The following is a 24398-nucleotide window of genomic DNA, read 5'->3' as shown; positions in this document are numbered from 1 at the left end:
ATAGAAAGATAAAATTATAATTGGTTGACAGTTTTCCTAATAGCCACCAAATTGGTAAGTAACTGCTCTAAATGGTCTAAATGCAACATATTTGCACCATCACTTTTTGCGATGGAAGGGTCAAAATGGGTTTCCATAAAAATACCATCTACTCCAGTTGCAATCCCGGCTCTGGCAATGGTTTCAATCATGTCCGGTCTTCCACCAGTAACTCCAGTACTTTGGTTGGGCTGCTGTAACGAATGAGTCACATCTAGAACAACAGGTGCGTATTTTTTCATTGTTGGGATTCCTCTAAAATCTACCACCATATCTTGATATCCAAACATAGTACCGCGATCAGTAATAAGAACCTGTTCATTTCCAGAATCTGTTACTTTTTTTGCAGCATGCTTCATGCTTTCTGGACTCATAAATTGCCCTTTTTTTAGGTTGATGGTCTTTCCTGTTTTTGCTGCAGCAACTACCAAATCTGTTTGTCGCACTAAAAAAGCTGGTATTTGCAATACATCTACATATTCCGCTGCCATTGTTGCATCAGAGATTTCATGAATATCTGTGACTGTGGGAACCTCAAAAGTTTCGGATACTTTTCTCAATATTTTTAGTGCTTTCTCATCACCAATACCTGTAAAGGAATCAACTCTACTGCGATTTGCTTTTTTAAAACTTCCCTTAAAAACATAAGGAATATTTAGTTTATCCGTTACAGTGACAATCTTTTCGGCAATTCTCAATGCCATTTCTTCTCCTTCTATGGCGCAAGGACCAGAAAGGAGGAAAAAATTACCACTATTTGTATGTTTAATTTGCGGAATTTGATTCAGTTTCATGAAAATCGAATTATCATTACAAAGATACTAGTTTTTAGAACGATTCGTTATGTGTTAAACTACCTCATAATCAATAAGATAAAAATAACACAAGTTTATATTGAGAAGAGAAAAATAGAAGTATCTTTGCAGGCTTAAAATAAAAGATGATGTCCAATACGAAGAACATTGCAATAATAGCACACGTTGATCATGGTAAGACCACTTTGGTAGATAAAATTATGTACCAATGTAGCTTGTTTCGTGAAAATGAGAATACAGGAGACCTAATTTTGGATAATAATGATTTGGAGCGGGAGCGAGGAATTACTATTACCTCTAAAAACGTTTCTGTTGTGTATAAGGATACTAAGATCAATATTATAGATACTCCTGGTCACGCCGATTTTGGTGGAGAAGTAGAACGCGTATTAAATATGGCTGATGGAGTTCTATTGTTAGTTGATGCCTTTGAGGGACCTATGCCACAGACACGTTTTGTGTTGCAAAAAGCAATTGATTTAGGGTTAAAACCTTGTGTTGTCATCAATAAAGTTGATAAAGAAAACTGTACTCCAGAAGAAGTTCATGAAAAAGTGTTCGATTTGATGTTTGAATTGGGTGCTGAGGAATGGCAATTGGATTTTCCTACAGTATATGGTTCTGCAAAGAACAACTGGATGGGAGAAGATTGGAAAGTTCCAACTGATTCTATTGAGCCTTTGTTAGATATGGTTATTGAGCATATTCCAACTTTTGAGCCTGAAGAAGGAAACACACAAATGTTGATTACTTCTCTTGACTTTTCATCTTTTACAGGACGTATTGCTATTGGTAGATTGCAAAGAGGTTCCTTAAAAGAAGGGCAACAAATCTCTTTGGTAAAAAGGGATGGTAGTATTGTAAAATCTAAAGTAAAGGAACTGTTTGTTTTTGAAGGTTTAGGAAGAAAAAAAGTGACTGAAGTTGCTACGGGGGATATTTGTGCTCTAGTTGGTTTAGAAGGTTTTGAGATAGGAGATACCATTGCCGATATTGAAAATCCAGAGGGATTAAAAACAATCGCCATAGATGAGCCTACAATGAGTATGCTTTTTACTATTAATGATAGTCCATTTTTTGGACAAGATGGTAAGTTTGTTACGTCTCGTCATATTAAAGAAAGACTAGAAAAAGAATTGGAAAAAAACCTTGCTCTTAGAGTTGAGGAAACTGATAGTGCTGATAAATTTATGGTTTTTGGTAGAGGGGTGTTACACCTTTCTGTTTTAATTGAAACCATGCGTAGAGAAGGATACGAACTACAAATTGGTCAGCCGCAAGTAATAATCAAAGAAATTGATGGTGTAAAATGTGAACCAGTTGAACATTTGACTATCGATTTGCCAGAAGATGTATCTGGTAAAGCTGTTGAAATGGTTTCTATCCGTAAAGGAGAAATGACCAGTATGGAGGCAAAAGGAGAAAGAATGCTTTGTGAATTTATGATTCCTTCAAGAGGTATTATAGGTTTAAGAAATCAATTATTGACCGCTACTGCTGGTGAGGCTATTATGGCACATAGATTTTTGGAATACCAACCTATGAAAGGAGATATTCCACAAAGACAAAATGGTTCTTTAGTATCTATGGAAAAAGGAAAAGCTATTCCTTATTCTATTGATAAATTACAGGATAGGGGTAAGTTTTTTGTAGACCCAGGAGAAGATATTTATGAAGGCCAAGTAATTGGAGAAAACTCTCGTGGTGATGATATGACCATCAATATTACCAAAACAAAAAAGCTTTCCAATGTACGTTCTTCGGGAGCTGATGATAAAGCGAAGATTGTTCCGGCAATTAAATTTTCTTTGGAAGAGGCATTAGAATATATCCAAAAGGATGAATATGTGGAGGTTACACCTAAACATTTACGCCTGCGTAAGATATATTTAACTGAGGTAGACCGTAAGCGCAATAAGATTGCTTAAGTTCATCTTTTAAATAATAAAAAGCCCCAAACTAAAACTTAGTTTGGGGCTTTTGTTTTTTACAACTTTATTTTTAATCCTTTGGGGCTTGATGTAATGCCGCTGCTGCCGCACCCACAATACCAGCTTGGTTGCGTAGCTCTGCAGGAATTACAGGAGTTTCAATTTTTATACAATTTTTATATTCTTTAAAATCTTTAGATGCACCACCTCCAAGAATAATCAAATCTGGTGCAATGATTAATTCTACATATTCTAAAAAGGTATTGAAGCGTTTGCCCCATTTTTTATAAGAGAGCTGTTCGCGTTCCTTAGCGGAATTTGCTGCCCAAAGTTCTATTTTGTTATATTTTTTGTAAGGAATTTGCCCTAATTCAAAATTGGGAATAAGTTCTCCATCTAGAAACGCTCCACTACCTAGACCAGTTCCTATAGTAATCATAACCACTAACCCTTTTTTGCCTTTTCCAATACCATAATTCATAGTTGCATAGCCAGCTGCATCTGCATCATTTACTACCGTTACAGGTAGTTTAGTATATTCAGAAAATAACTCTTTTACATTGCAGTTGAGCCACGATTTATGAAGATTGCCAGGAGACTTGCATATACCGTGCTTTATAACGGTTGGGAAACCCACTCCAATAGGACCTTTATGGTCAAAATGCTCTACAATCTGTGCTACAACTTCCGCCATTGCCTTTGGCTTTCGGGATTCAGGGGTGGGAATGCGAAAACGCTTGGTTAACATTTCTCCTGTTACGGAGTTCACTAATGCTCCTTTTATTCCTGATCCACCAATATCAATACCTAGGACTTCCATTTATATAAATTGTAATTGAGCAAGCAAAAGTAACAAAAGTTTTGGAGTAGGTTTCTTATTTTATTTCCTCATCGCCAAGAGGTTCAATATAATAGTCAATTGAATCCAACGAATGATTTCGGTCTATAAAATCCAAGAATTTATCTATGGCCTTTCCAAAGGAAGTCAAGGTTCCCAATTGTTTGTTTCTACCAATTGCACTGGAAATGGTTTCATCCCTATTTCCAAATTTATACCCTCCTTTTTTTACCCAGAGTAGGTTTAAAAGATGTTGCATCAATACATTACCTAATTGGTCTATTGAAATGGCAATTTTCAAAAAGAATTCCCCAGCTCCTGAAAATCCTTTTTTAAAAAGTGAATGAAAAATACCATAAACAAATCCCAAAGGACCTGTAATAATCATTAGGATAATAGAAATTAAAAAAAGCAGAAACCCTATAAAGGGATTGGTTCTTTTGTTGGGTTGATAAACTTGTTTTTTTAAAATCATACCGCTTTTTGTATGACTTCAAATACTTTGCTGCCATCACATTTTAATGTTTTGGAGGGATATTTTAAGATAAGCGCATAGTCGTGCGTTGCCATAAGAATGGTCCGCCCTGTTTTATTTATATCCTGTAACACTTTCATGACCTCCACGCTGGTTTGTGGGTCTAAGTTTCCTGTTGGTTCATCTGCAAGTATCAATTCCGGATCATTAAGTAAGGCTCTTGCAATGGCAATTCGTTGTTGCTCCCCACCCGAAAGTTCATGAGGAAATTTAAAGCCCTTGGTTTTCATACCCACCTTATCCAGAACCTCTTCAACTTTAAGGTTCATTTTTGCAAGGTCTTTCCACCCAGTAGCTTTAAGAACAAAAATGAGATTGTTGTTTATATTTCTATCTGGCAACAGTTTAAAATCCTGAAAAACAATACCCAGTTTTCTTCTCAAAAAAGGAATATCCTTTTCTTGTAGTGTTTTTAAATTAAAATCTACGATAGAGCCAGTACCTTGTTTTAAGGGAAGATCGCCATAAAGGGTCTTCATAAAACTACTTTTTCCACTACCCGTCTTTCCTATCAGGTATACAAACTCCCCTTTGTTCACTTCCAAGGAAATATCGTTCAACACCAAACTTTCTTTTTGAAATACGGCTACTTTATCTAATTTTAAAATGCTTTCGGACATATTTGTTATTGTTGTCATAAATGTAAGAAGTTCATAATAAAAACAAATCAATAGGTCTCAAAAATCTTTTCTTTTCTTTAAAAACATACTTAGGTACAATATTTGACGTTATTGGTAGTAATATCGGTAATTCACAATAGTTAGAGAACGCTATGCATAAAAAAATCACCGCTCTACTTCCCATTTTTATGGGAATTTTCCTATGGAGCACCTCCCAAGAAACAAAAATATACACACATCTTGATAAAGAATATCAAGACGCTTTGGCATTGTATAATAGTGAACAATACCAAGCAGCGCAAACTATTTTTGCGAGAGTAAAATCTACCACAAAGGATTATGAGACTGAGGCCAATAGTGCATATTATATGGCCAATGCAGCTATTCGATTAAATCAATTAGGGGCAGATAGACTTATGGAAGATTTTGTGGAACGTTATCCAACGTCCACCAAAAGAAATTCAGCTTTTATAGATGTTGCAGATTATTATTTTGAAACAGGAAAATACCCTTATGCCTTAAAATGGTATAAAAAAGTGGACCAAAGCGCCATGTCCAGAAAGGATAAAGAGCGTTTTAATTTTAATAATGGGTATGCGCTATTTTCCTCTAAAAAGCCAAAAGACGCAGAGAGATACTTAAGCAAAGTAGAAAACTCACCAACCTATGGTTCGCAAGCAAAGTATTATTTGGGATACATAGCCTATCAACAAGATGATTATGAAGGGGCCAATGAACGTTTTGATGAAATTACTGATCAGACGGTTTTGGATGAAAAGCTTTCCTATTTTCAGGCAGATATGAATTTTAAGCTGGGCAATTTTGAAGAAGCCATTGCTTTGGCTAAAAAACAATTGCCTAAATCTGATAGAAGAGAAGTTTCTGAACTGAATAAAATTATAGGAGAGAGTTATTTTAATTTGGAACAGTATGCGGACGCCATTCCGTATTTGGAACAGTATAAGGGTAAAAGAGGTAAATGGAGCAATACAGATTTTTACTTTATAGGATACAGTTATTATAAACAGGGAGATTACGCCAATGCTATTCAGCAATTCAATAAAATTATTGGGGGTACCAATAGCGTTTCCCAAAATGCATACTATCATTTGGCGGAATGCTATTTAAAACTAGATAAAAAACAAGAGGCATTGAATGCTTTTAGGAATTCCTCACAGATGGATTTTAGTCCAGAAATAGAAAAGGATTCCTATTTAAACTATGCCAGATTAAGTTATGAAATAGGGAATGCCTACGAGCCTGTTCCCAAAGTACTTTCTAATTATTTAAAAAAATATCCAAACGATGAGCATCAAAAAGAGATGCAAGAATTGTTGGTGGATTCTTATATCACTTCCAAAAATTTTGAAGGCGCTATGACCTTGTTGGAAGAAAACAAAAATTATGCTAGTAAAACCACGTATCAAAAAGTAGCTTTTTACAGAGGGGTGGAGCTCTTCTTGGATACTGATTATGCAGGTGCTATAGGTGCCTTTGAAAAATCGTTAAAAGGTGCTGAGGATAGATTGTTTGAAGCTAGAGCACATTATTGGAAAGGGGAGTCAGCTTATAGATTGAACAGATTTGATGAAGCATTGGCAGATTTTGTGCAATTTCAAAAAAATCCGATTGCAGCTAGCACTGAAGAATTTAAGGAGTTAGATTATAATTTAGGTTATAGTTTTTTTAAAATGAAAGATTATGGCAGTGCCATTACCTATTTTACAAGTTTTGCAAAATCTGGGGATGATGATGAAAGATTGAATGATAGTTATTTGCGTTTGGGTGATAGTCATTTTGTGACAAGTAAATATTGGCCAGCAATTGAAGCTTATAACAAAGCCTTGGAAATGAATGGTGCTGAACGAGATTATGCTGCTTTTCAAAAAGCAATAAGCTATGGTTTTGTGGATAGAAATGCTAGAAAAATTGAAGAGCTCAACAAGTTTGTAGATAGGTTTTCTAGATCAAGTCTAAAGGATGATGCTTTGTTTGAACTTGGAAATTCGTACATAAAAGCAAACAAAGAAAGTGAGGGAATGAATGCCTATGATAGGTTGGTAGATGAGTACAGGGGCAGTTCTTTAGCACCGCAGGCCTTAATGCGTCAAGGACTGGTACATTACAACTCTAATAGAAATGAAGAGGCGTTGAGTAAATTTAAAACAGTAGTAAATAAATACCCAAAAACACAAGAGGCTGTACAAGCTGTGGCAACAGCGAAATTGATTTATGTGGATTTAGGCCGTGTGAACGAATATGCGGATTGGGTAAGGGGATTGGATTTTGTTGAAGTAACAGATACTGAGCTGGACAATGCCACTTTTGAATCTGCAGATAAACAGTATGTAGAGGGAAAACATGATGCGGCCATCAAAGGATATGAAGGTTATATAAAACAATTTCCAAATGGCTTGCATGCGCTCAATGCCAATTTTAATTTGGCACAGCTATATTTTGGTAAAGAACAGCGAGATAAAGCACTTACATTTTACCAAAATGTTGCAAATAGGGGAACAAGTGAATACCAAGAGCAAGCCTTAACAAGGGTTTGCGAGATATATATTGGTAAAAAGGACTATGTCACAGCAATTTCATTTTTGGAGCGTTTAGAGAATATGGCGCAAATTCAACAGAATGTTACGTTTGCACAGTCTAATTTAATGAAAGGATATTATGGTCAAAAGGATTATAACCGGACTATTTCATATGCAGAAAAAGTATTGGCATCATCAAAAATAGATAATCGTATTAAGAGTGATGCGCATACTATGATTGCTCGTTCTGCCATACAGACCAATGATGAAAACCGAGCCGAAAGTGCCTATAAAGAAGTACAAAAAATAGCAACAGGTGAATTGGCTGCTGAGGCTTGGTATTACGATGCTTATTTTAAAAATAAGTCTGGTGATTATGAACCATCCAACACCTCTGTACAAAAATTGGCAAAGGATTATGCCGCATACAAAGAATGGGGAGGAAAAGGTTTAATTATCATGGCAAAAAATTTCTATGCCTTGGGAGATGCTTTTCAGGCTACTTACATTCTGGAAAGCGTTATCACCAATTTTTCAGACTATGGTGAACTAGTGGCTGAAGCTGAAGGAGAGTTGTCTATTATAAAAGCCAAGGAATCAGAAAGTAATTCATCAATCAATCCAGACCAAAATTAAATTAAACGAACACATGATGCAGAAGAGAATAAGGATAGTACTGGCATTTTTTATGGGATTGTCTGTTTGGGTGCAAGCTCAGGAAGAAACCATTGGTACGGAAACCGTTACTGTTACAAAGGCGTACACACCTACTATTTCAGATGCCTTTAAAATTAAATCAACCCCAAATTTAAATGATTCTATCGTGCTTCAGAAGAAAGAAATCGAATACAATATTTTTTCTGTACCAGTGGCATCAACTTTTACTCCAGCAAAAGGAAAAGCAGCTAATGTAGAGAAAACACCGCCACCTATATTGTTCAATTCTTATGCATCTATTGGTTTGGGAAATTACAATAACGCCCTTGCGGATTTTTATACAAGTAGAAGTTTTAATAGGGGAGAAGATTTGTTGGATGTTGGTTTTAACCACCACTCATCTAGAGGAGAAATAGATGGCACTGCCTTGGATAATATATTTTACAATACCAAACTAGAAGGGTCCTATGCTAAAAAGGATAGGGATTATGATTGGGGCGTAAATTTAAGATTGCAGCACCAGTTGTACAATTGGTATGGCATTCCAGAGGGAATCTTTGATGATGCAACAATAACTGCAATAGACGAGCGCCAAAATTATTATAAGGTACAGGCAGGAGCTCATGTAAACTTGGAGGATTCCTTTTTTAAAAGTGGTAAGTTATTATTGAGACGTTTTTGGGATGGAGTAGAATCTGGTGAAAATAGAGTAGTATTGACACCCACAATAGAACTTCCTCTAACAGAGGAATTGGTAACCATCAATTTTAAGTTGGATTATGTAGGCGGTACTTTTATGAACTCTAACCTAGCCAATGAAACCAATATTCCAGGAATTGATTATAGCCATTTTCAAGTAGGTGTAAATCCCAGTCTTTTAATTCTTAGAGATGATTTAACCCTGAATTTAGGAGCTAATTTTGTTTATGGTGTAGATTTAGAAAATAGCGATAGTAACTTTTTCATTTATCCAGCTGTAACAGCATCTTATCGTTTAATGGATGATAATGTTATTGCTTATGGCGGAATTGAAGGTGAACTAAAACAAAATTCCTATTATGGTTTTGTTGAGGAAAATCCCTATGTATCACCTACCCTATCTATAGTACCAACAGACCAACAATATGATGCCTATATTGGTTTAAAAGGACAGTTGTTCTCCAATGTAAGTTATAACATCAAAGGTTCTTATATGGCAGAAAATAGAAAACCATTATTCAAATTAAATCCGCAAAATGTATTTAGGACAGATGAAAAGGGGTATTACTATGGTAACTCTTTTGAACTCTTTTATGATGATGTAAAAACATTGGGCATTTTTGGAGAATTGAATATAGATGTTAACCGCAATTTTACTTTTGGTATCAATGCTGAAGTATATGATTATGATACGGAAACCGACAACCCTGCTTGGAACTTGCCAAATATAAAAGGATCTCTTTTTATGGATTACCAAATAGGGAAAGAGTGGTATATGGGCCTTAATTTATTTTATGTAGGCGAAAGAGAAGATTTTACCACCTTGTTTGTCCAGAATGTGTTGCCAGAAAATTTTCCTAACACAATTATTAATTTGGATAGTTACTTTGATGCCAATGCGCATATTGGCTACCGTTTTAATGAGCAATTATCTGTTTTTGCAAAAGCAGCTAATATTGCCAATAATAATTATAACCGTTGGTCTAATTATCCTGTGCAAGGATTCCAAATATTGGGAGGGGTTACCTACAAGTTTGATTTTTAGTAATCCGAATAGGCCGTAGGATACAACAACCAAATATCAGCGTGTGATACATTGTTCTGGTATTTGGAATCAGATGACATTTTTTTCCATGCTGGGGAGTTTCCAAACGCTTTCCAATTCGCATCCCTTATTTCCATATTGGCATGTGTGGTCATGTAAATAAGGTTTGGCATTTTTGGTCCGGAAATTACATCGGCATAAAAAACAGCATTGAATTCCAAATCATCAAATAACTTTACCTCCCCACCTTCGTTGAACATATGTACTTTATTTCTGTAAATAGCTTCTGTAGCGGATTCATAACTTCTTAACTCATACACCCTATCTTCCCTCGCACCAGTAAGAGATGAAGGCTTCATGTTTGGCATATCATCAAATGCTTCCATTAAAACGGATTCTATACGAGCATACGGAGGATTGTCATAAGTAGCATCTAAATAATCACTGCCAGCTGCCAAATGCATCTTATCCTTACTTAACTCATAATCCAACGAACTAAATACATCCAAAGAGGGAGAAGGAATAAGTACCAAGGTTTTTTTTGGTGTTTCTTCACCTTCTATGGCTCGGAATTTAAATACCCCTACGTGTTCTATTCCCAATCTTTTTAATGCAGGTAAATAAGCATTTTCCAGATAGGCATCGGTTGTTGCCATTTGTTCATCCGTATCAAAAATGTATGTTTTTAACTGATAAAATTCATTGCGTTGTGCTTGTGATACATTGGTTGCCATTAAAGCAAAAAGCAAAACTATTGAAGTGAATAAAGCTGGGATTTTGGATTTCATGGGAAATACTATTTAAATTGAAACCAAACTTAAACAAGTTGTACCAAAAATCACAGTTAAAAAGCTATTTCTTACCCTACAATTTTAAAATTGGTAAATTAGAGTAGCAACAAAGTGAAAATCATATGCCCAAAACTTTAAATAAAATTTGTTTTTTGTTTGCATTGTTTATGATTCAAGGCATGCTTGTCATGGGGCAAAATTTGATAAAAAATCCCAGTTTTGAAGCATATAATGACTGCCCAAAAAAAATGGGAAATTTTGGGGTTGATGTAAAGAATTGGTCGGTTCCAACGGGTGGAACCACCGATTATTTTAATACTTGTAGCACTATTATGGGCGCTCCACAAAACTTTAAAGGCAGGCAAACAGCAGATTTTGGACAAGGGTATGCAGGTTTGTATATGCATGCTCCAGAGGAATATCGCGAGTATCTACAGGCGGAATTAAAATCAACATTGATTGCAGGTGAAAAATATACGGTTTCTTTTTATGTGAGTTGGGCAGATGAGTCCGATATGGCTATCAGAGATTTTGGTGTTCTGTTTTCAGAAAAAAAATTGCAACTATCCACAAAAAAAACACTTTCTGGTCAACAACGCTATAAAATAAGGGACAATGCTTATCATATGTTAGATGTTGAGAATGATAATTTTTATGATAACAAGGATACTTGGGTAATAGTGAGCACGGAAATGGTAGCAAAGGGGACAGAGAATTTTTTGATTCTAGGTAATTTTAAAGCTAATTCTGCCACAAGACGTTTAAAAATGGGGAAAAAAGTAAAAAAAGGAGCGTATTACTATGTGGATTTGGTTTCCGTGGTACCAGATAACCCCAATAAAATTAGTGCAGATTTAGAGTTGGACAAAATCAATGTTTTTGAGAAAGTTTTATTTGATTTTGATAAGTATGAGCTTAAGGAAGAAGCTATACAAAGCTTACAACAATTGTACAATGAAATAAAGAATAATGAAACCCTACACATTATCATTCATGGGCATACGGATAACCAGGGTTCTAAGGGACACAACAAACGATTGTCTAACAATAGAGCTAAAGCCGTGGCTAACTATTTAATTAGATTGGGCATGGATAAAGACCAAGTTAGTTGGCAAGGCCATGGTGGAGAACAAGCCATAACAGAAAATGATACCGAAGAAGGGCGCCAACAAAACCGTAGGGCAGAGTTTGTAATATCCAAGCAGTAAATTTTAAAACTTAAGCTCGTTCCAATTGATTATCTTTAGCAGAACCAAAAAGTCCCCACCTTTATAAACCAACCAAAGTAAGACCACCATGGATTTTTTAGATCAGTTATTGGGTATAGACCCAAATTATATTGTAATAGGGTTAATTGCCTTTTTCTTTTCTCTGGAACAGCTTGTGAACAACCCTTTTAATTTTAAGGACAGATGGCAGCATCTTTTTCAAAATATATTGTTTCAGATTGTTCTGGTGGCTTTGAATATTTTCTTTATTGCTGTATTGGTCAATGTTATAGAATGGTTGAATGCGAATAAAATAGGACTGTTATATCTGGTAGAACTACCATTTTGGACTAAGCTCTTTGTTAGTGTTGCCTTTTATGATGTAACTACTTATTGGATTCACAGGGCATCACATAAAATACCCTTGCTTTGGAGATTGCACAGGGTACACCATAGTGATACTTCCATGGATAGTTCTACCGTGTTCAGGTTTCATCCTTTGGAACTCATTCTCATTTACCAAACGGGGAACATGGTCACGGCGGCTCTTTTTGGTACCGATGTATTGTCCATGGCACTGTATTATTTTATACTCTATATATTCTTCTTTTTTGAGCATGCGAACCTTAAGTACCCAAAATGGTTGAATACCACATTGGGGCTCGTTTTTGTAATGCCAGACCATCATAGGGTTCACCACCAACAAGACCAATTTTATACGGACTCTAATTATGCGGATATCTTTTTTCTTTGGGACAGGATATTTGGAACATATAAAATAATGCCCGTTGAGAAAATGAAATATGGTTTGGTGGAGTTTGATGAAGACAAGAAACAACAGTTTTTGTATCTAATGAAAAGCCCTTTTATCAATATAAAAAGAAAGTTGACTGAACAGGTTGATGAGAAATAGAGCACTTTTTTGTTTCCAATATACTTTTAAGTGATTCGTAATGATGATGAATTTTGTCACCTCGTGCTTAGTTGAGAGGTCTATGTTAACAACTGTTTATAAATCAACTTTTTAAGTGGGGTTATTATTTCTAAATTGCTGGTTGTTAATTGATTTAGAACATGAGAGTGAAACATATAAGTAGTATTGTTAGTTTGTATCTCTTAATTAAAACCACCCCATGGAATTAATAGAAAAATCAAATGGTATACAATTTCACTATTTCTTTAAAGATAATAGTCATTCTATTGATTCTATTTTGAGAAATGAGTGTGAAAAGGAACTGTTATATATTTATAAAGAAATTTCAAATACTCTAGGATTAAAACTAGACATAATAACATTACCGCCTGAAGAAGGTGGGTTTAAAGAGACTTGGAAATTTCTTGGGAAAAACTCAGTCCAGATAACTTTAATTGTAAGCGTAGCTACAATTTTAGTCTCTCGTTTTCCTGTTGAAAATAAAGAATTGACAAAACTACAAATCGAAAACTTAAGATTGGATAATGAAATTAAAAGAAAAGAGCTAGAAAAATTAAATCTTGACTTTTTACAAGAACAAGATGTCCTAAAAAGAGATACAGTAAAAGATTCTGTAGAACTGGTAAATAAGAATTACAAAATATCATGGAGAAAGTCTAATCTATATAAAAAATTGAATAATTACAAAAAAGTAGATTCTATCGAAATTTTGCGATATGATGATGATAAGCCTGTTGGAGAACCTAGAAAAACGCCTAGAAAAAGTTTTTCTAAATTTATCCTTAAAACAGATGAATTGCCAAAATTAGAATTAGAAAATGCTACTATAGATGTAATTTCACCAGCAATCAAAGGAGGTAATTTTCGATGGAAAGGGTTCTTTAATAAAGAAATTATCAATTTTTTAATGGATGATTTTCAGTTTAAAAATCAAGTTCTGAATGGAAATATACACTTTTCGAATAAATTTTCAATCGAAGTGGAAATGACTCAAAACAGAAAAATAAATCAAGATGGAGAAATAAAGACAACTAATACTGTTGTAAATAGAGTTATAGCTTCAATTGAAAATGGAAAAAGAATTGAATATTAAAAACTACTAAGCTTTACAAGATTAAGGGTAATTGTTTGCTCTTGTTACTTCTGAAAATTCGTTATGATTTTCAGTTTGTAGTGTGTTTGTAAATATTTTACTAATCCAAATAATTGTTCATAATACCTTAAATTTTTACTTCTATAAAGTAAAAAAACCAATCAAGCCCATGAAAAAAACCATTTTATCTCTTTGCCTAATAGTTGCTTTTATTGGCTGTAAAAAAGAGACAAAAGAAGTTGTAGAAGAAATAGAGACACCTTGTGTTTCAGAATTACCAACAAGTAGCCCAGAAGAGCAAGGCATAGCCTCAAATATGCTTATCAATCTTTTAGATACTATAGCAAATAGTGGTGAAGAATTTCACAGTCTTATGGTATTGCGTCATGGGCATGTTATTGCCCAGGCAGAATGGGCTCCTTATCAAGCAGAAGATAAAAAGCAATTATATTCTCTTAGTAAAAGCTTTACATCTAGTGCCATTGGTTTTGCTTCCGATGAAGGGTTATTAAGTCCAGAAGACCCCATTATAAAATTCTTCCCAGAAGATGTGCCAGATATTATAAGTGCCAACCTTGCCAATTTAAAAGTAAAACACTTGTTGAGCATGTCCGTTGGTCATGCCAAAGATGCTATTCGTATTTTGGAGGCTACACCCAAAGGAGAAACTTGGGCCAGTACTTTTCTTAGTCTGCCTGTAGTTTTTGAACCTGGTTCCCAGTTTATGTACAATTCAGGTGCCAGTTATATGTTGGCGGCCATTGTACGGAAAGTTACGGGAATGTCAGCCCACGAGTACATACAAGATAAATTATACGACCCCTTATGCATTACCAATGTTACATGGACAGAAAATAATGAAGGTAATAATATGGGTGCATCGCACCTAAGATTAACCACAAATGATATTGCCAAATTTGGACAGTTTTATCTACAAAAAGGAAATTGGAACGGAAAACAATTGCTGTCTGAAGAATGGGCAACGGCAGCTACTTCCAAACAAATTAATAATGGTGAGAATGACCATAGTTGGGGTTATGGGTATGGATATCAATTTTGGATGTGTCCGCTAGGTGGTTTTAGAGCCGATGGAGCATTTGGTCAATTTAGTTTAGTGTTCCCCGAAAAAGATATGGTCATAGCCATAACAAGTGAAAGCTTAAATACTGCCAAAGTGATGCAAATGATGTGGGATATGGTAGAGAAAATAGATGTGGAGGCATCTATGCCAGAAAACCCAGTAGCTTTTGCAAAACTGCAAACAAAATTAAAAAATCTAAAGTACGACCCGCCAATGCTGAGCAAGATATCGGATTTGGCGGAAAAAATATCAGGAAAAACCTATTTGTTGGATGAGAACAAATTTAATGCTCAGGCCATTTCTTTTGAATTTGAGGATGATAAAGTTTTCTTTACTTTGGAAACTGAAAATAAGGCAGATATTGTGGTGGAATGTGGCATTAACGAATGGATAAGAGATGACAATTATAAGCCAGAGGCGCATTCACTGTTTTCCCTACGTAGAATAGATTTTAATTCCAAAATGGCTGCCAGTGCCACATGGAAAGACGAAAACACCTTGATTTTAACCTGGCGTTTTATGGAAACCACACATGGCGACCAACTTATTTGCACCTTTGATGAGGAAACGGTGAATGTAAAGTTCAGTTATAGCCTTGCCAGAAAAAGAGGAGAAGAAGATGATAGGATAGATTTAAATGGAGAATTAAAAAAGTAACATGAATGTAGAAGCATGGCTTCGTGGACCCATTGATGGAATTCCTGCTTTGTTGCAACCAGCAGCACATGCTTTGGTGCAATCTAAAGAAGAGGTGGCTACATATACGATTGGTTTTTCCGAGGAATTGTTATGGAAACAACCAGCAGGGAGAGCATCAGTAGGTTTTCATTTACAGCACCTTACCGGAGTTATAGACCGTATGCTGACTTACGCCAAAGGGGAATCCTTATCCCAAGAACAATTCACTTTTTTAAAGAATGAAAACAATCCTGAAATGTGTACCACCATGCACCAAATGATAGCAGCTTTCGTAGAAAAAGTTGCCGAAGCCTTTGCATATTTTAAGACCGTTCCAGAAGCCATACTCACAGAACCTAGAACAGTTGGGAGAAAGCAACTGCCATCTACCGTAATTGGATTGTTGTTTCATGCTGCGGAGCATAGCCAAAGGCATGTTGGGCAATTGCTGGTGACTATGAGCGTGTTGAAAAATATGGAGTAATTACCTCTATGGGCTTTGCCTTTTGGCAAAACGTGGTGGTCTGTCTGTTATGGAATTCTAACTTCTTTATTTCGTAATTTTTTGTCATTCCTGTGGAGGTGGTAATCCATCCAATTTCCCTAAATTTGATGAAAACCCAATAACATGAAATTACGCATTCTCGGACTGTTATTTTTCACCCTCATTTTAAGTTGTAAAGAGGAAAAATCAACCACAAATATGGATATGGCTATGGTGGTCGATAGTCTTTTTGAAGATTTTCATGCCCTTAAATTAGAGATTAACCCTTTGGAAGCAACGCGTTCTGGAGATGCTACGTACAATGATTATTTACCTAATTATATTTCTGATGCGCATCAACAAAAATTGATTGAAAAATATTCCCAATTTATAGAACGTATTGCAAAAATCGACGCATCTGCTTTGTCAGCTTCACAGAAATTAAGTTTGGATGTAATGAAGTGGGATTGTGAAATAAAGAAGGAGGGACTCACCAATGAGCTGGTAACCATTGCATCGCCTATGTTCGATTTACCTAATTTTGAATTGATGCCCATCAATCAAATATTCTCTTTTCATTTAGAAATGGGACTGTTGGGAAGTGGAAAAGGTGCTCAGCCCTTTAAGACTTTTAAGGATTATGAAAATTGGATGGCACGTTTGGTAGATTATGTGGAATGGATGGAAACTGCCATTACCAATATGGAGGAAGGGATTGAAAAAGGTGTCGTAATGCCAAGAGCTATTATTAAAAGATTAATTGTTCAATTAGATAGTTATTTGCCTACTACGATTGAGGACCATCTATTTTATAGCCCTATAAAGTTATTACCTGATGATTTCTCCGAGCATGATAAAAAACAATTGGATGCTTCTTTTAAAGAAATTATTACTACCAGATTGGACCCTGTCCACAAAAAATTAAAGCAGTTTCTAACAGAAACATACTTGCCAGCTGGGACTGAAACTTCAGGAATTGGTGCCTTGCCACACGGACAGGAAATATATCAATATTTGATAAAATACCATACCACAACTAATATGACCGCCGCAGAAGTACACGCCCTTGGATTGCAGGAGGTAGAAAGAATTTCTTCTGAAATGGAAAAAGTAAAGGAAGAACTTGGCTTTAAGGGAGATTTAAAGGCCTTTTTTGACCACGTGAGAAGTAGCCCAGAACAAATGCCATTTACAGAGGCAGAGGAGGTCATTGCTAATTTTAATGACATTCACTCTAGGATGAAAGATAATTTAAGCCGCCTTTTTGATTTAAAACCAAAAGCTGGTTTTGAGGTGCGTAGGGTAGAGGCATTTAGAGAGGCTTCCGCTTCTGCTGAGTATTTTGCAGGCTCCAAGGATGGCTCTAGGCCAGGAACTTTTTATGTGCCCATTCCAGATGTAATGGCCTATAATAAATTTCAGGATGAATCACTGTTTTTGCATGAGGCCATTCCTGGGCACCATTATCAATTGTCCCTTCAGCAAGAAAATGAAGAATTGCCAACTTTTCAGCATGCAGAGGGCATGGGTGTTTTTGTTGAAGGTTGGGCATTATACTCAGAATCTTTGGGAAAAGAATTGGGGTTGTATACAGACCTATATCAATATTTTGGAATGTTGAGTGCAGAAATGCATAGGGCCATTAGATTGGTGGTAGATTCTGGAATGCATGCCATGGGATGGTCGCGGGAACAGGCCATACAATATTCTTTGGACCATGAAGCAGAGTCAGAAGCTGGAATTACATCAGAAATTGAGCGCTATATGGTGGGGCCAGGACAAGCTTTGTCCTATAAGATGGGTCAGTTAAAAATTAGAGAGCTTAGGAAAAGAGCCGAAGATGCACTTGGGGAAGCCTTTTCTATTAAGGAATTTCATAATCAAGTATTGAATTCCGGTAGTTTGCCGTTGGTTTTGTTAGAAGAAAAAATAGATAGTTGGATAGCTAATACAAAGAAAGATGAATAGAAAAAAGTATATCAAATATGGCATACTAAGCTTGGTGATGTTGATTTGTTTTTCCTGCTCCAAGGAAAAAAATCAAGTGGATTTAATTGTACATAATGCCAATATTTATACGGTAGATGATGGGTTTTCTAAGGCGACATCATTAGCCGTTAAAGATGGAAAATTTGTGGCTGTTTTAAGTTCGGATATAATTTTAGATGCTTTTGCTTCAGAAAATATTATTGATGCTCAAGGGCAAACCCTTGTCCCAGGACTGATTGATGCGCATTGTCATTTCTATGGACTGGGATTGAGTCAACAAATTGTAGACTTGGTAGGCACCAAAAGTTATAATGAGGTATTACAAAAAGTGAAGGATTTTCATGAAAACAATCCGACAAATTTTATTCAAGGTAGGGGATGGGATCAAAATGATTGGGAAATAAAGGAATTCCCCACCAAAGAGAAATTGGATGATTTGTTTCCAGATGTTCCGGTTGCCCTGAGAAGAGTGGACGGCCATGCACTCCTAGTAAACCAAAAGGCATTGGATATGGCAGGGATTACCAACAAGACCAAAGTAGATGGGGGAGAAGTTATTCTTAAAAACGGGGAGTTAACAGGAGTTTTAGTGGATAGCCCTATGCAGTTTATTGGGAATATTATATCGTCACCATCTTTGGAAACACAAATACAGGCTCTAAAAGATGCAGAAAAATTATGTGTTGATTATGGTTTAACAACCGTAAGTGATGCAGGTATAAGTAGAAATACAATTGAATTGATTGATAGCCTACAACAGACGGGGGACTTGTCCATGCGGGTGTATGCCATGGTGAGTAATAATTCTACTGAGGTAGATTATTTTTTGGATAAAGGCATTATAAAAACGAATAGGTTAAATGTACGTTCCATAAAAGTATATGGAGACGGGGCTTTAGGTTCCAGAGGGGCAGCACTGCGCCAACCGTATTCTGACCAAGCAGGTCATTATGGAGCCATGATAACTCCATTTGAGGAGTTGGAGAAGCTGGCGTTAAAAATAGCATCATCAGACTATCAAATGAACACGCATGCCATTGGAGACTCTTCCAATGTATCGGTTTTAAGAGCCTACACAAAAGCATTGGATGGTAAAGAGAATAGGAGATGGAGGGTAGAACATGCTCAGGTAATTTCCATGCAAGATTTTGATTATTTTGAAAACGGGATTATTCCATCCATACAACCCACACATGCTACCAGTGATATGTACTGGGCAGGGGATAGATTGGGAGAAGAAAGGGAACAAGGTGCTTATGCATACAAAACCTTGTTGGATAAGGCTGGTCTGGTAGCCTTGGGAACTGATTTTCCAGTAGAACAGGTAAGTCCATTCCTTACATTTTATGCTGCGGTAGCACGTAAAGATTTGGAGAATTACCCAAAAGGTGGTTATCAAATGAAAGATGCCCTATCTAGAGAAGAAACCCTAAAGGGAATGACAATTTGGGCGGCCTATTCCAATTTTGAGGAAAATGAAAAGGGAAGTATTGAAGTTGGTAAATTGGCAGATTTTGTAATTCTTAGTGATGACATCATGGAAGTGCCAGAACAGGAAATTCCCAAAATTACCGCCAAGCAAGTTTTTATAGATGGAGAGAAAGTAAAGTAGATAACGTCTTTAGTCTGTCTTTCCTGTAAAAACAGGAATCCATAAACAATAAAAAACCCGAAGCAATTGCTTCGGGTTTTTTATTATATAATTTTCAGTTTTATGATTACATAATTGGCACGGCAACTCTTGTAGTTCCCCAACCTAAAACCATATGTACACCACCATCAACTTCTTTATAAGCAATGGAAAAAGCTTCTAAAGATTTTCCATCTGTGCTTGCAGAAGCAGTAACTCGTACAACATCTGCAGATTCAGCATAAGAATATGCTCCCCATTGGTTTAGATTACTGTTCAAAATAATAGTCCATTCGTTAGCACCAGGAACAGTAAATAAGGAATAAGTGCCTGCTTTAACAGCTGTACCACCAAATGTTACATCCTTAAAGAAAGTAATTTCGGTAGATTCATTGGCACCAGTTCTCCATACTTTTCCCGCGGGAGCTAGGTCAGATAACGATCTTCCCTTTAATTGAGGTCTGCTGTATGTAACCTTAACAGTTTTATCTGCAGCTCTACCTGGGTAGATGGCAATATCGGCAGGACTTTTGTCCAATCCGCTAAATTCTTGTGCAACCATTTCAGTTGAAAACACCATAGTAAAAGCTATGATGGCAAGCGTAAGTACTCTTTTCATAATGTTGTGATTTAGTTTTTGTCAAATCTAATTAGTATTCCTGTGGAATTCTTATAAAAAGTCGTTAAAATTTGTTAAGCTTACAATATGATGATTCAGTTTTAAAATACGCAATAATCAATTACATTATGAATAAAATTAGTTGTTCGTTGTTTCAATATGAAATGTAATACCTCTTTATGGTTTGTAATATGAAAGTTAAGTATCATCTTTGCTTAATAATTGATATAAAAAGATTGATATGTGTGGAATTGTATGTGCTTTTGATGTGAAAGAAAGTACAGAGGTATTAAGACCTCAATTGTTGGAAATGTCTAAAAAAATCCGCCATAGAGGACCGGATTGGAGTGGTATATATTCAGATGACAATGCTATTTTGGCCCATGAGCGTTTGGCCATTGTAGATCCAGCATCAGGAAAACAACCTTTATTAAGTGAAAATGGAAAACTTATTTTGGCTGCTAATGGTGAAATATATAACCATAGAGAGTTAAGAAAGCAGTTTGAAGGAACATATAATTTTAAAACCGAATCTGATTGTGAGGTTATTTTGGCTTTGTATCAAGAAAAAGGTGTTGAGTTTTTGGATGAAATGAACGGAATTTTTGGTTTCACCATTTATGATGCTGAAAAGGATGAATATTTTGTTGCTAGAGATCATATGGGTATTATTCCATTGTATATGGGATGGGATCAAAACGGCACCTTTTATGTGGCTTCAGAATTAAAAGCATTGGAAGGTACTTGCACAAAAATTGAATTATTTCCACCTGGACATTATTTGCATAGCAGTGATGGTGAATTAAAAAAATGGTACTCCCGTGATTGGATGGAGTATGATGCGGTTAAGGAAAACGAAACCAGTATTCAGGAAATAAAGGAAGCATTGGAAGCTGCCGTGCACAGACAGTTAATGTCTGATGTTCCTTATGGCGTATTGCTATCAGGAGGGTTAGATTCTTCGGTTACTTCGGCAATTGCCAAGAAATATGCACAAAAAAGAATTGAATCTGGCGATACAAAAGATGCTTGGTGGCCACAACTTCACTCTTTTTCGGTTGGATTAGAAGGGTCACCAGATTTGGCAGCTGCCCAAAAGGTGGCCGATCATATTGGAACCGTTCACCATGAAATAAAGTTTACCATTCAAGAAGGGTTAGATGCTATTAAAGATGTAGTCTATAACTTGGAAACTTATGATATTACAACCATTAGGGCTTCCACGCCCATGTACCTTATGGCCAGAGTCATTAAATCCATGGGGATAAAAATGGTATTGTCAGGCGAAGGAGCAGATGAATTGTTTGGAGGGTATTTATATTTCCATAAGGCTCCAAGTCCAAAAGATTTTCATGAAGAAACAGTCCGTAAATTGGATAAACTTCATATGTATGATTGTCTAAGAGCCAACAAATCTTTAGCTGCTTGGGGAATAGAAGGGCGTGTACCTTTCTTGGACAAGGAATTTATGGATGTCGCTATGCGCATCAACCCAAAAGATAAAATGATTAATGGTGAAAGAATGGAGAAATGGGTGGTTCGCAAGGCTTTTGAAGATATGTTGCCAGAAAGTGTGGTTTGGAGGCAAAAAGAGCAGTTTTCGGATGGTGTGGGCTATAGTTGGATAGACACTTTGAAAGAAGTAGTGGCCGAAGAGGTTTCTGATGAGCAATTGGAAAATGCAAAATTCCGTTTTCCATTACAAACACCAACAACAAAAGAAGAATTTTACTATCGTTCTATTTTTGAATCACATTTTCCTTCTGATGCTGCTGCATTATGTGTGCCACAAGAACCTTCTGTGGCCTGTAGTACAAAAATTGCTTTAGAGTGGGATGAGGCATTTAAAAACATGAACGACCCATCTGGTAGAGCAGTGGCAAACGTACATGATGATGCCTATAAAAAGTAATAAATTATTATAAAGAGAAAGTAGATTCTGTTTTTCAGTTTTTATTTTAATTAGTCGATAAGAAGCACCTTTCGTTAGGTGCTTCTTTGCTTTAAAAAACTGTTTTAAAATTCCAAATTTTTTTTACAAAAAATAGCTCTTTTATACCAATATATTTTCCACAATTATTGTTGATAACTTAGAAGGGCGAAAAGGGGATGAGTACTATATTTCATGGGCTTTTCCGTATATTTGTAAGATTGCAAAATTTTAACTGAAACAACTCAAATAATTATATGAGCGAAGAAGCAAAAAAACCGAATTATTCGGCTGATAGTATTCAGGCCCTAGAAGGAATGGAGCATGTAAGAATGCGTCCATCCATGTACATTGGGGATGTTGGTGTAAGAGGACTGCACCACTTGGTTTATGAAGTGGTGGATAACTCCATTGATGAGGCAATGGGAGGGCACTGTGATACCATTAGTGTTATTATCAATGAGGATAACTCCATTACCACAAAGGATAACGGTAGGGGTATTCCGGTAGATTTGCACAAAAAAGAAGGTGTTTCCGCTTTGGAGGTTGTAATGACCAAAATTGGAGCCGGGGGTAAATTTGATAAAGATTCGTATAAAGTATCAGGTGGATTGCACGGTGTTGGTGTTTCCTGTGTAAATGCGTTATCAAGCCATTTACGAGCTACAGTACATAGAGATGGTAAAGTTTGGGAGCAAGAATATGAAAGAGGAAAGTCTTTATATCCTGTAAAAAGCATCGGAGAAACAACAGAAAGAGGTACTGTGGTCACTTTTAGACCAGATGAAACCATCTTTACCCAAACCATTGAATATAGCTATGAAACGCTTTCAAATAGAATGCGTGAGCTCTCTTATTTAAACAAAGGTGTTACCATTAGTATTATGGACAAACGCCAAAAAGATAAGGATAGTGAGACAGGATATGTAGGAGAAGTTTTTTACTCCGATGAAGGTTTAAAGGAATTTGTTAAGTTTTTGGATGGCAATAGAGAGCAATTAATACGTAATGTAATTGCTATAGAAGGAGAAAAAAATGGTATTCCTGTTGAGGTTGCCATGGTTTATAATACTTCCTATACAGAGAATTTACATTCCTATGTTAACAATATTAATACACATGAAGGAGGAACACACCTATCTGGTTTTCGTAGAGGTCTTACTGGTACTTTAAAGAAGTATGCAGATGCTTCTGGAATGTTGGATAAATTAAAGTTTGATATTCAAGGAGATGATTTTCGTGAAGGTTTAACTGCTATTATTTCTGTTAAAGTTGCTGAACCTCAATTTGAAGGCCAGACTAAGACAAAATTGGGTAACAGAGAGGTTTCGGCGGCTGTGAGCCAGGCGGTATCAGAAATGTTGACCAATTATTTGGAAGAAAATCCAGATGATGCCAAGACAATTGTTCAAAAAGTGATTTTGGCGGCACAGGCAAGGCATGCAGCGACCAAAGCACGTGAAATGGTGCAGCGTAAAACAGTAATGAGTATTGGTGGTTTGCCTGGGAAATTATCAGATTGCTCTGAGCAAGATCCAACGTTGTGTGAAGTTTTCTTGGTTGAGGGAGATTCGGCAGGGGGTACTGCCAAGCAAGGACGCGATAGAAATTTCCAAGCCATTCTTCCTTTGCGTGGTAAGATATTGAATGTGGAAAAAGCCATGCAGCACAAAGTTTTTGAAAATGAGGAAATAAAGAACATTTATACTGCCCTTGGGGTGACAATTGGAACAGAAGATGATTCCAAAGCGCTTAACCTAGAGAAATTAAGATACCATAAAGTAGTTATTATGTGTGATGCCGATGTAGATGGTAGCCATATTGAAACATTGATTCTTACTTTCTTCTTTAGGTATATGAGAGAGCTTATAGAAGGTGGTCATGTATATATAGCGACTCCACCACTGTATCTTGTTAAAAAGGGTGCAAAAAAGAAGTATGCATGGAATGATGAAGAACGAGATCAGATTGCTGAAAGCTTTAATGGTAGTGTTGGGATACAACGCTATAAAGGTTTAGGTGAAATGAATGCTGAACAATTATGGGATACTACTATGAATCCTGAGTTTAGAACATTGAGGCAAATCACCATTGATAACGCCACTGAAACGGATAGGGTTTTCTCTATGCTTATGGGGGATGAAGTACCTCCAAGAAGGGAATTTATAGAGAAAAATGCCGTTTATGCAAACATTGATGTATAAGTAACGGCGTTTCACAACAAAAACTCGCACCGCCAGTGCGA

Annotated in this window: 18 protein-coding genes; 12 read left to right on the top strand and 6 right to left on the bottom strand. The window is 36.2% G+C overall.

All coding sequences use genetic code 11. From position 1 onward, the window contains the following. Positions 1-14: 14 nt before the first annotated feature. Positions 15-833: a 3-deoxy-8-phosphooctulonate synthase gene (gene kdsA / locus AC000W_RS09385; protein ID WP_474747820.1), complete on the bottom strand. Its 819-nt coding sequence runs from the start codon at positions 831-833 to the stop codon at positions 15-17. Positions 834-982: 149 nt separating this feature from the next. Between kdsA and typA the strand changes: the two genes are divergently transcribed. Continuing rightward, positions 983-2782 (top strand): translational GTPase TypA, encoded by a 1800-nt coding sequence (gene typA / locus AC000W_RS09380; protein WP_474747818.1) that lies wholly within the window; start codon positions 983-985, stop codon positions 2780-2782. Between the two features lie 73 nt (positions 2783-2855). On the opposite strand, the gene ppgK is transcribed toward typA, so the two are convergent. The 3 genes from ppgK to AC000W_RS09365 are packed head-to-tail and all read right to left on the bottom strand — an operon-like array spanning position 2856 to position 4778. After that, the gene (ppgK, locus tag AC000W_RS09375) at positions 2856-3605 is read right to left on the bottom strand and encodes a polyphosphate--glucose phosphotransferase (RefSeq protein ID WP_474747817.1); all 750 of its coding nucleotides are present in this window, start codon (positions 3603-3605) and stop codon (positions 2856-2858) included. Positions 3606-3660: 55 nt separating this feature from the next. Continuing rightward, on the bottom strand, positions 3661-4098 hold the full coding sequence (locus tag AC000W_RS09370) for a hypothetical protein (protein ID WP_474747815.1): 438 nt from the start codon (positions 4096-4098) through the stop codon (positions 3661-3663). Further along, entirely contained in the window at positions 4095-4778 is a 684-nt protein-coding gene (locus tag AC000W_RS09365; protein WP_474747813.1) for a cell division ATP-binding protein FtsE, read from the bottom strand. Before AC000W_RS09365 ends, AC000W_RS09370 begins: the two co-directional genes overlap by 4 nt. A 152-nt stretch (positions 4779-4930) precedes the next feature. Between AC000W_RS09365 and AC000W_RS09360 the strand changes: the two genes are divergently transcribed. Further along, a complete protein-coding gene (locus AC000W_RS09360; RefSeq protein ID WP_474747812.1) occupies positions 4931-7951 on the top strand; it encodes a tetratricopeptide repeat protein in 3021 nt (1006 codons plus the stop codon). A gap of 16 nt (positions 7952-7967) precedes the next feature. Further along, positions 7968-9716 (top strand): TonB-dependent receptor, encoded by a 1749-nt coding sequence (locus AC000W_RS09355; protein WP_474747811.1) that lies wholly within the window; start codon positions 7968-7970, stop codon positions 9714-9716. Here the strand turns inward: AC000W_RS09355 and AC000W_RS09350 are convergent. Continuing rightward, positions 9713-10504 carry an NIPSNAP family protein gene (locus AC000W_RS09350; protein WP_474747810.1) on the bottom strand — a complete coding sequence of 264 codons (792 nt, stop codon included), beginning with the start codon at positions 10502-10504 and terminating at the stop codon, positions 9713-9715. The genes AC000W_RS09355 and AC000W_RS09350 overlap by 4 nt on opposite strands. Before the next feature lie 125 nt (positions 10505-10629). Here AC000W_RS09350 and AC000W_RS09345 point away from each other — a divergent pair, with 125 nt between their 5' ends. The 7 genes from AC000W_RS09345 to AC000W_RS09315 all read left to right on the top strand — a co-directional run bounded on the left by AC000W_RS09345 (position 10630) and on the right by AC000W_RS09315 (position 19586). Next, the gene (locus AC000W_RS09345) at positions 10630-11715 is read left to right on the top strand and encodes an OmpA family protein (RefSeq protein ID WP_476658674.1); all 1086 of its coding nucleotides are present in this window, start codon (positions 10630-10632) and stop codon (positions 11713-11715) included. A gap of 88 nt (positions 11716-11803) precedes the next feature. Beyond that, positions 11804-12628, top strand: a complete 825-nt coding sequence (locus AC000W_RS09340) for a sterol desaturase family protein (RefSeq protein ID WP_474747807.1) — start codon at positions 11804-11806, stop codon at positions 12626-12628. 220 nt (positions 12629-12848) lie between these two features. Then, the gene (locus tag AC000W_RS09335) at positions 12849-13742 is read left to right on the top strand and encodes a hypothetical protein (protein ID WP_474747806.1); all 894 of its coding nucleotides are present in this window, start codon (positions 12849-12851) and stop codon (positions 13740-13742) included. Between the two features lie 169 nt (positions 13743-13911). Next, a complete protein-coding gene (locus tag AC000W_RS09330) occupies positions 13912-15480 on the top strand; it encodes a serine hydrolase domain-containing protein (RefSeq protein WP_474747805.1) in 1569 nt (522 codons plus the stop codon). A 1-nt stretch (position 15481) separates the two neighbouring features. Beyond that, positions 15482-15985 (top strand): DinB family protein, encoded by a 504-nt coding sequence (locus tag AC000W_RS09325; protein WP_474747803.1) that lies wholly within the window; start codon positions 15482-15484, stop codon positions 15983-15985. Between the two features lie 144 nt (positions 15986-16129). After that, positions 16130-17953: a DUF885 domain-containing protein gene (locus AC000W_RS09320; RefSeq protein WP_474747802.1), complete on the top strand. Its 1824-nt coding sequence runs from the start codon at positions 16130-16132 to the stop codon at positions 17951-17953. Next, the gene (locus tag AC000W_RS09315; protein WP_474747801.1) at positions 17946-19586 is read left to right on the top strand and encodes an amidohydrolase; all 1641 of its coding nucleotides are present in this window, start codon (positions 17946-17948) and stop codon (positions 19584-19586) included. Before AC000W_RS09320 ends, AC000W_RS09315 begins: the two co-directional genes overlap by 8 nt. A gap of 106 nt (positions 19587-19692) precedes the next feature. Here the strand turns inward: AC000W_RS09315 and AC000W_RS09310 are convergent, their stop codons facing one another. Next, entirely contained in the window at positions 19693-20223 is a 531-nt protein-coding gene (locus AC000W_RS09310) for a DUF2911 domain-containing protein (RefSeq protein ID WP_474747799.1), read from the bottom strand. Between the two features lie 241 nt (positions 20224-20464). Here AC000W_RS09310 and asnB point away from each other — a divergent pair, with 241 nt between their 5' ends. Both asnB and gyrB read left to right on the top strand, forming a co-directional pair. Then, on the top strand, positions 20465-22135 hold the full coding sequence (gene asnB / locus AC000W_RS09305; protein ID WP_474747798.1) for an asparagine synthase B: 1671 nt from the start codon (positions 20465-20467) through the stop codon (positions 22133-22135). A gap of 275 nt (positions 22136-22410) precedes the next feature. Then, the gene (gene gyrB, locus AC000W_RS09300) at positions 22411-24357 is read left to right on the top strand and encodes a DNA topoisomerase (ATP-hydrolyzing) subunit B (protein WP_474747797.1); all 1947 of its coding nucleotides are present in this window, start codon (positions 22411-22413) and stop codon (positions 24355-24357) included. Positions 24358-24398 lie beyond the last annotated feature (41 nt).

This window comes from Saonia sp. (assembly GCF_056326165.1).
The sequence above is the reverse complement of the archived record's forward strand: the minus strand, read 5'-3'. Positions and strand labels throughout refer to the sequence as shown.

Coding starts and splice junctions, on each gene's coding strand:
- kdsA (WP_474747820.1), bottom strand. CDS start 833: ATGAAACTGAATCAAATTCCGCAAATTAAACATACAAATAGTGGTAAT.
- typA (WP_474747818.1), top strand. CDS start 983: ATGTCCAATACGAAGAACATTGCAATAATAGCACACGTTGATCATGGT.
- ppgK (WP_474747817.1), bottom strand. CDS start 3,605: ATGGAAGTCCTAGGTATTGATATTGGTGGATCAGGAATAAAAGGAGCA.
- AC000W_RS09370 (WP_474747815.1), bottom strand. CDS start 4,098: ATGATTTTAAAAAAACAAGTTTATCAACCCAACAAAAGAACCAATCCC.
- AC000W_RS09365 (WP_474747813.1), bottom strand. CDS start 4,778: ATGTCCGAAAGCATTTTAAAATTAGATAAAGTAGCCGTATTTCAAAAA.
- AC000W_RS09360 (WP_474747812.1), top strand. CDS start 4,931: ATGCATAAAAAAATCACCGCTCTACTTCCCATTTTTATGGGAATTTTC.
- AC000W_RS09355 (WP_474747811.1), top strand. CDS start 7,968: ATGCAGAAGAGAATAAGGATAGTACTGGCATTTTTTATGGGATTGTCT.
- AC000W_RS09350 (WP_474747810.1), bottom strand. CDS start 10,504: ATGAAATCCAAAATCCCAGCTTTATTCACTTCAATAGTTTTGCTTTTT.
- AC000W_RS09345 (WP_476658674.1), top strand. CDS start 10,630: ATGCCCAAAACTTTAAATAAAATTTGTTTTTTGTTTGCATTGTTTATG.
- AC000W_RS09340 (WP_474747807.1), top strand. CDS start 11,804: ATGGATTTTTTAGATCAGTTATTGGGTATAGACCCAAATTATATTGTA.
- AC000W_RS09335 (WP_474747806.1), top strand. CDS start 12,849: ATGGAATTAATAGAAAAATCAAATGGTATACAATTTCACTATTTCTTT.
- AC000W_RS09330 (WP_474747805.1), top strand. CDS start 13,912: ATGAAAAAAACCATTTTATCTCTTTGCCTAATAGTTGCTTTTATTGGC.
- AC000W_RS09325 (WP_474747803.1), top strand. CDS start 15,482: ATGAATGTAGAAGCATGGCTTCGTGGACCCATTGATGGAATTCCTGCT.
- AC000W_RS09320 (WP_474747802.1), top strand. CDS start 16,130: ATGAAATTACGCATTCTCGGACTGTTATTTTTCACCCTCATTTTAAGT.
- AC000W_RS09315 (WP_474747801.1), top strand. CDS start 17,946: ATGAATAGAAAAAAGTATATCAAATATGGCATACTAAGCTTGGTGATG.
- AC000W_RS09310 (WP_474747799.1), bottom strand. CDS start 20,223: ATGAAAAGAGTACTTACGCTTGCCATCATAGCTTTTACTATGGTGTTT.
- asnB (WP_474747798.1), top strand. CDS start 20,465: ATGTGTGGAATTGTATGTGCTTTTGATGTGAAAGAAAGTACAGAGGTA.
- gyrB (WP_474747797.1), top strand. CDS start 22,411: ATGAGCGAAGAAGCAAAAAAACCGAATTATTCGGCTGATAGTATTCAG.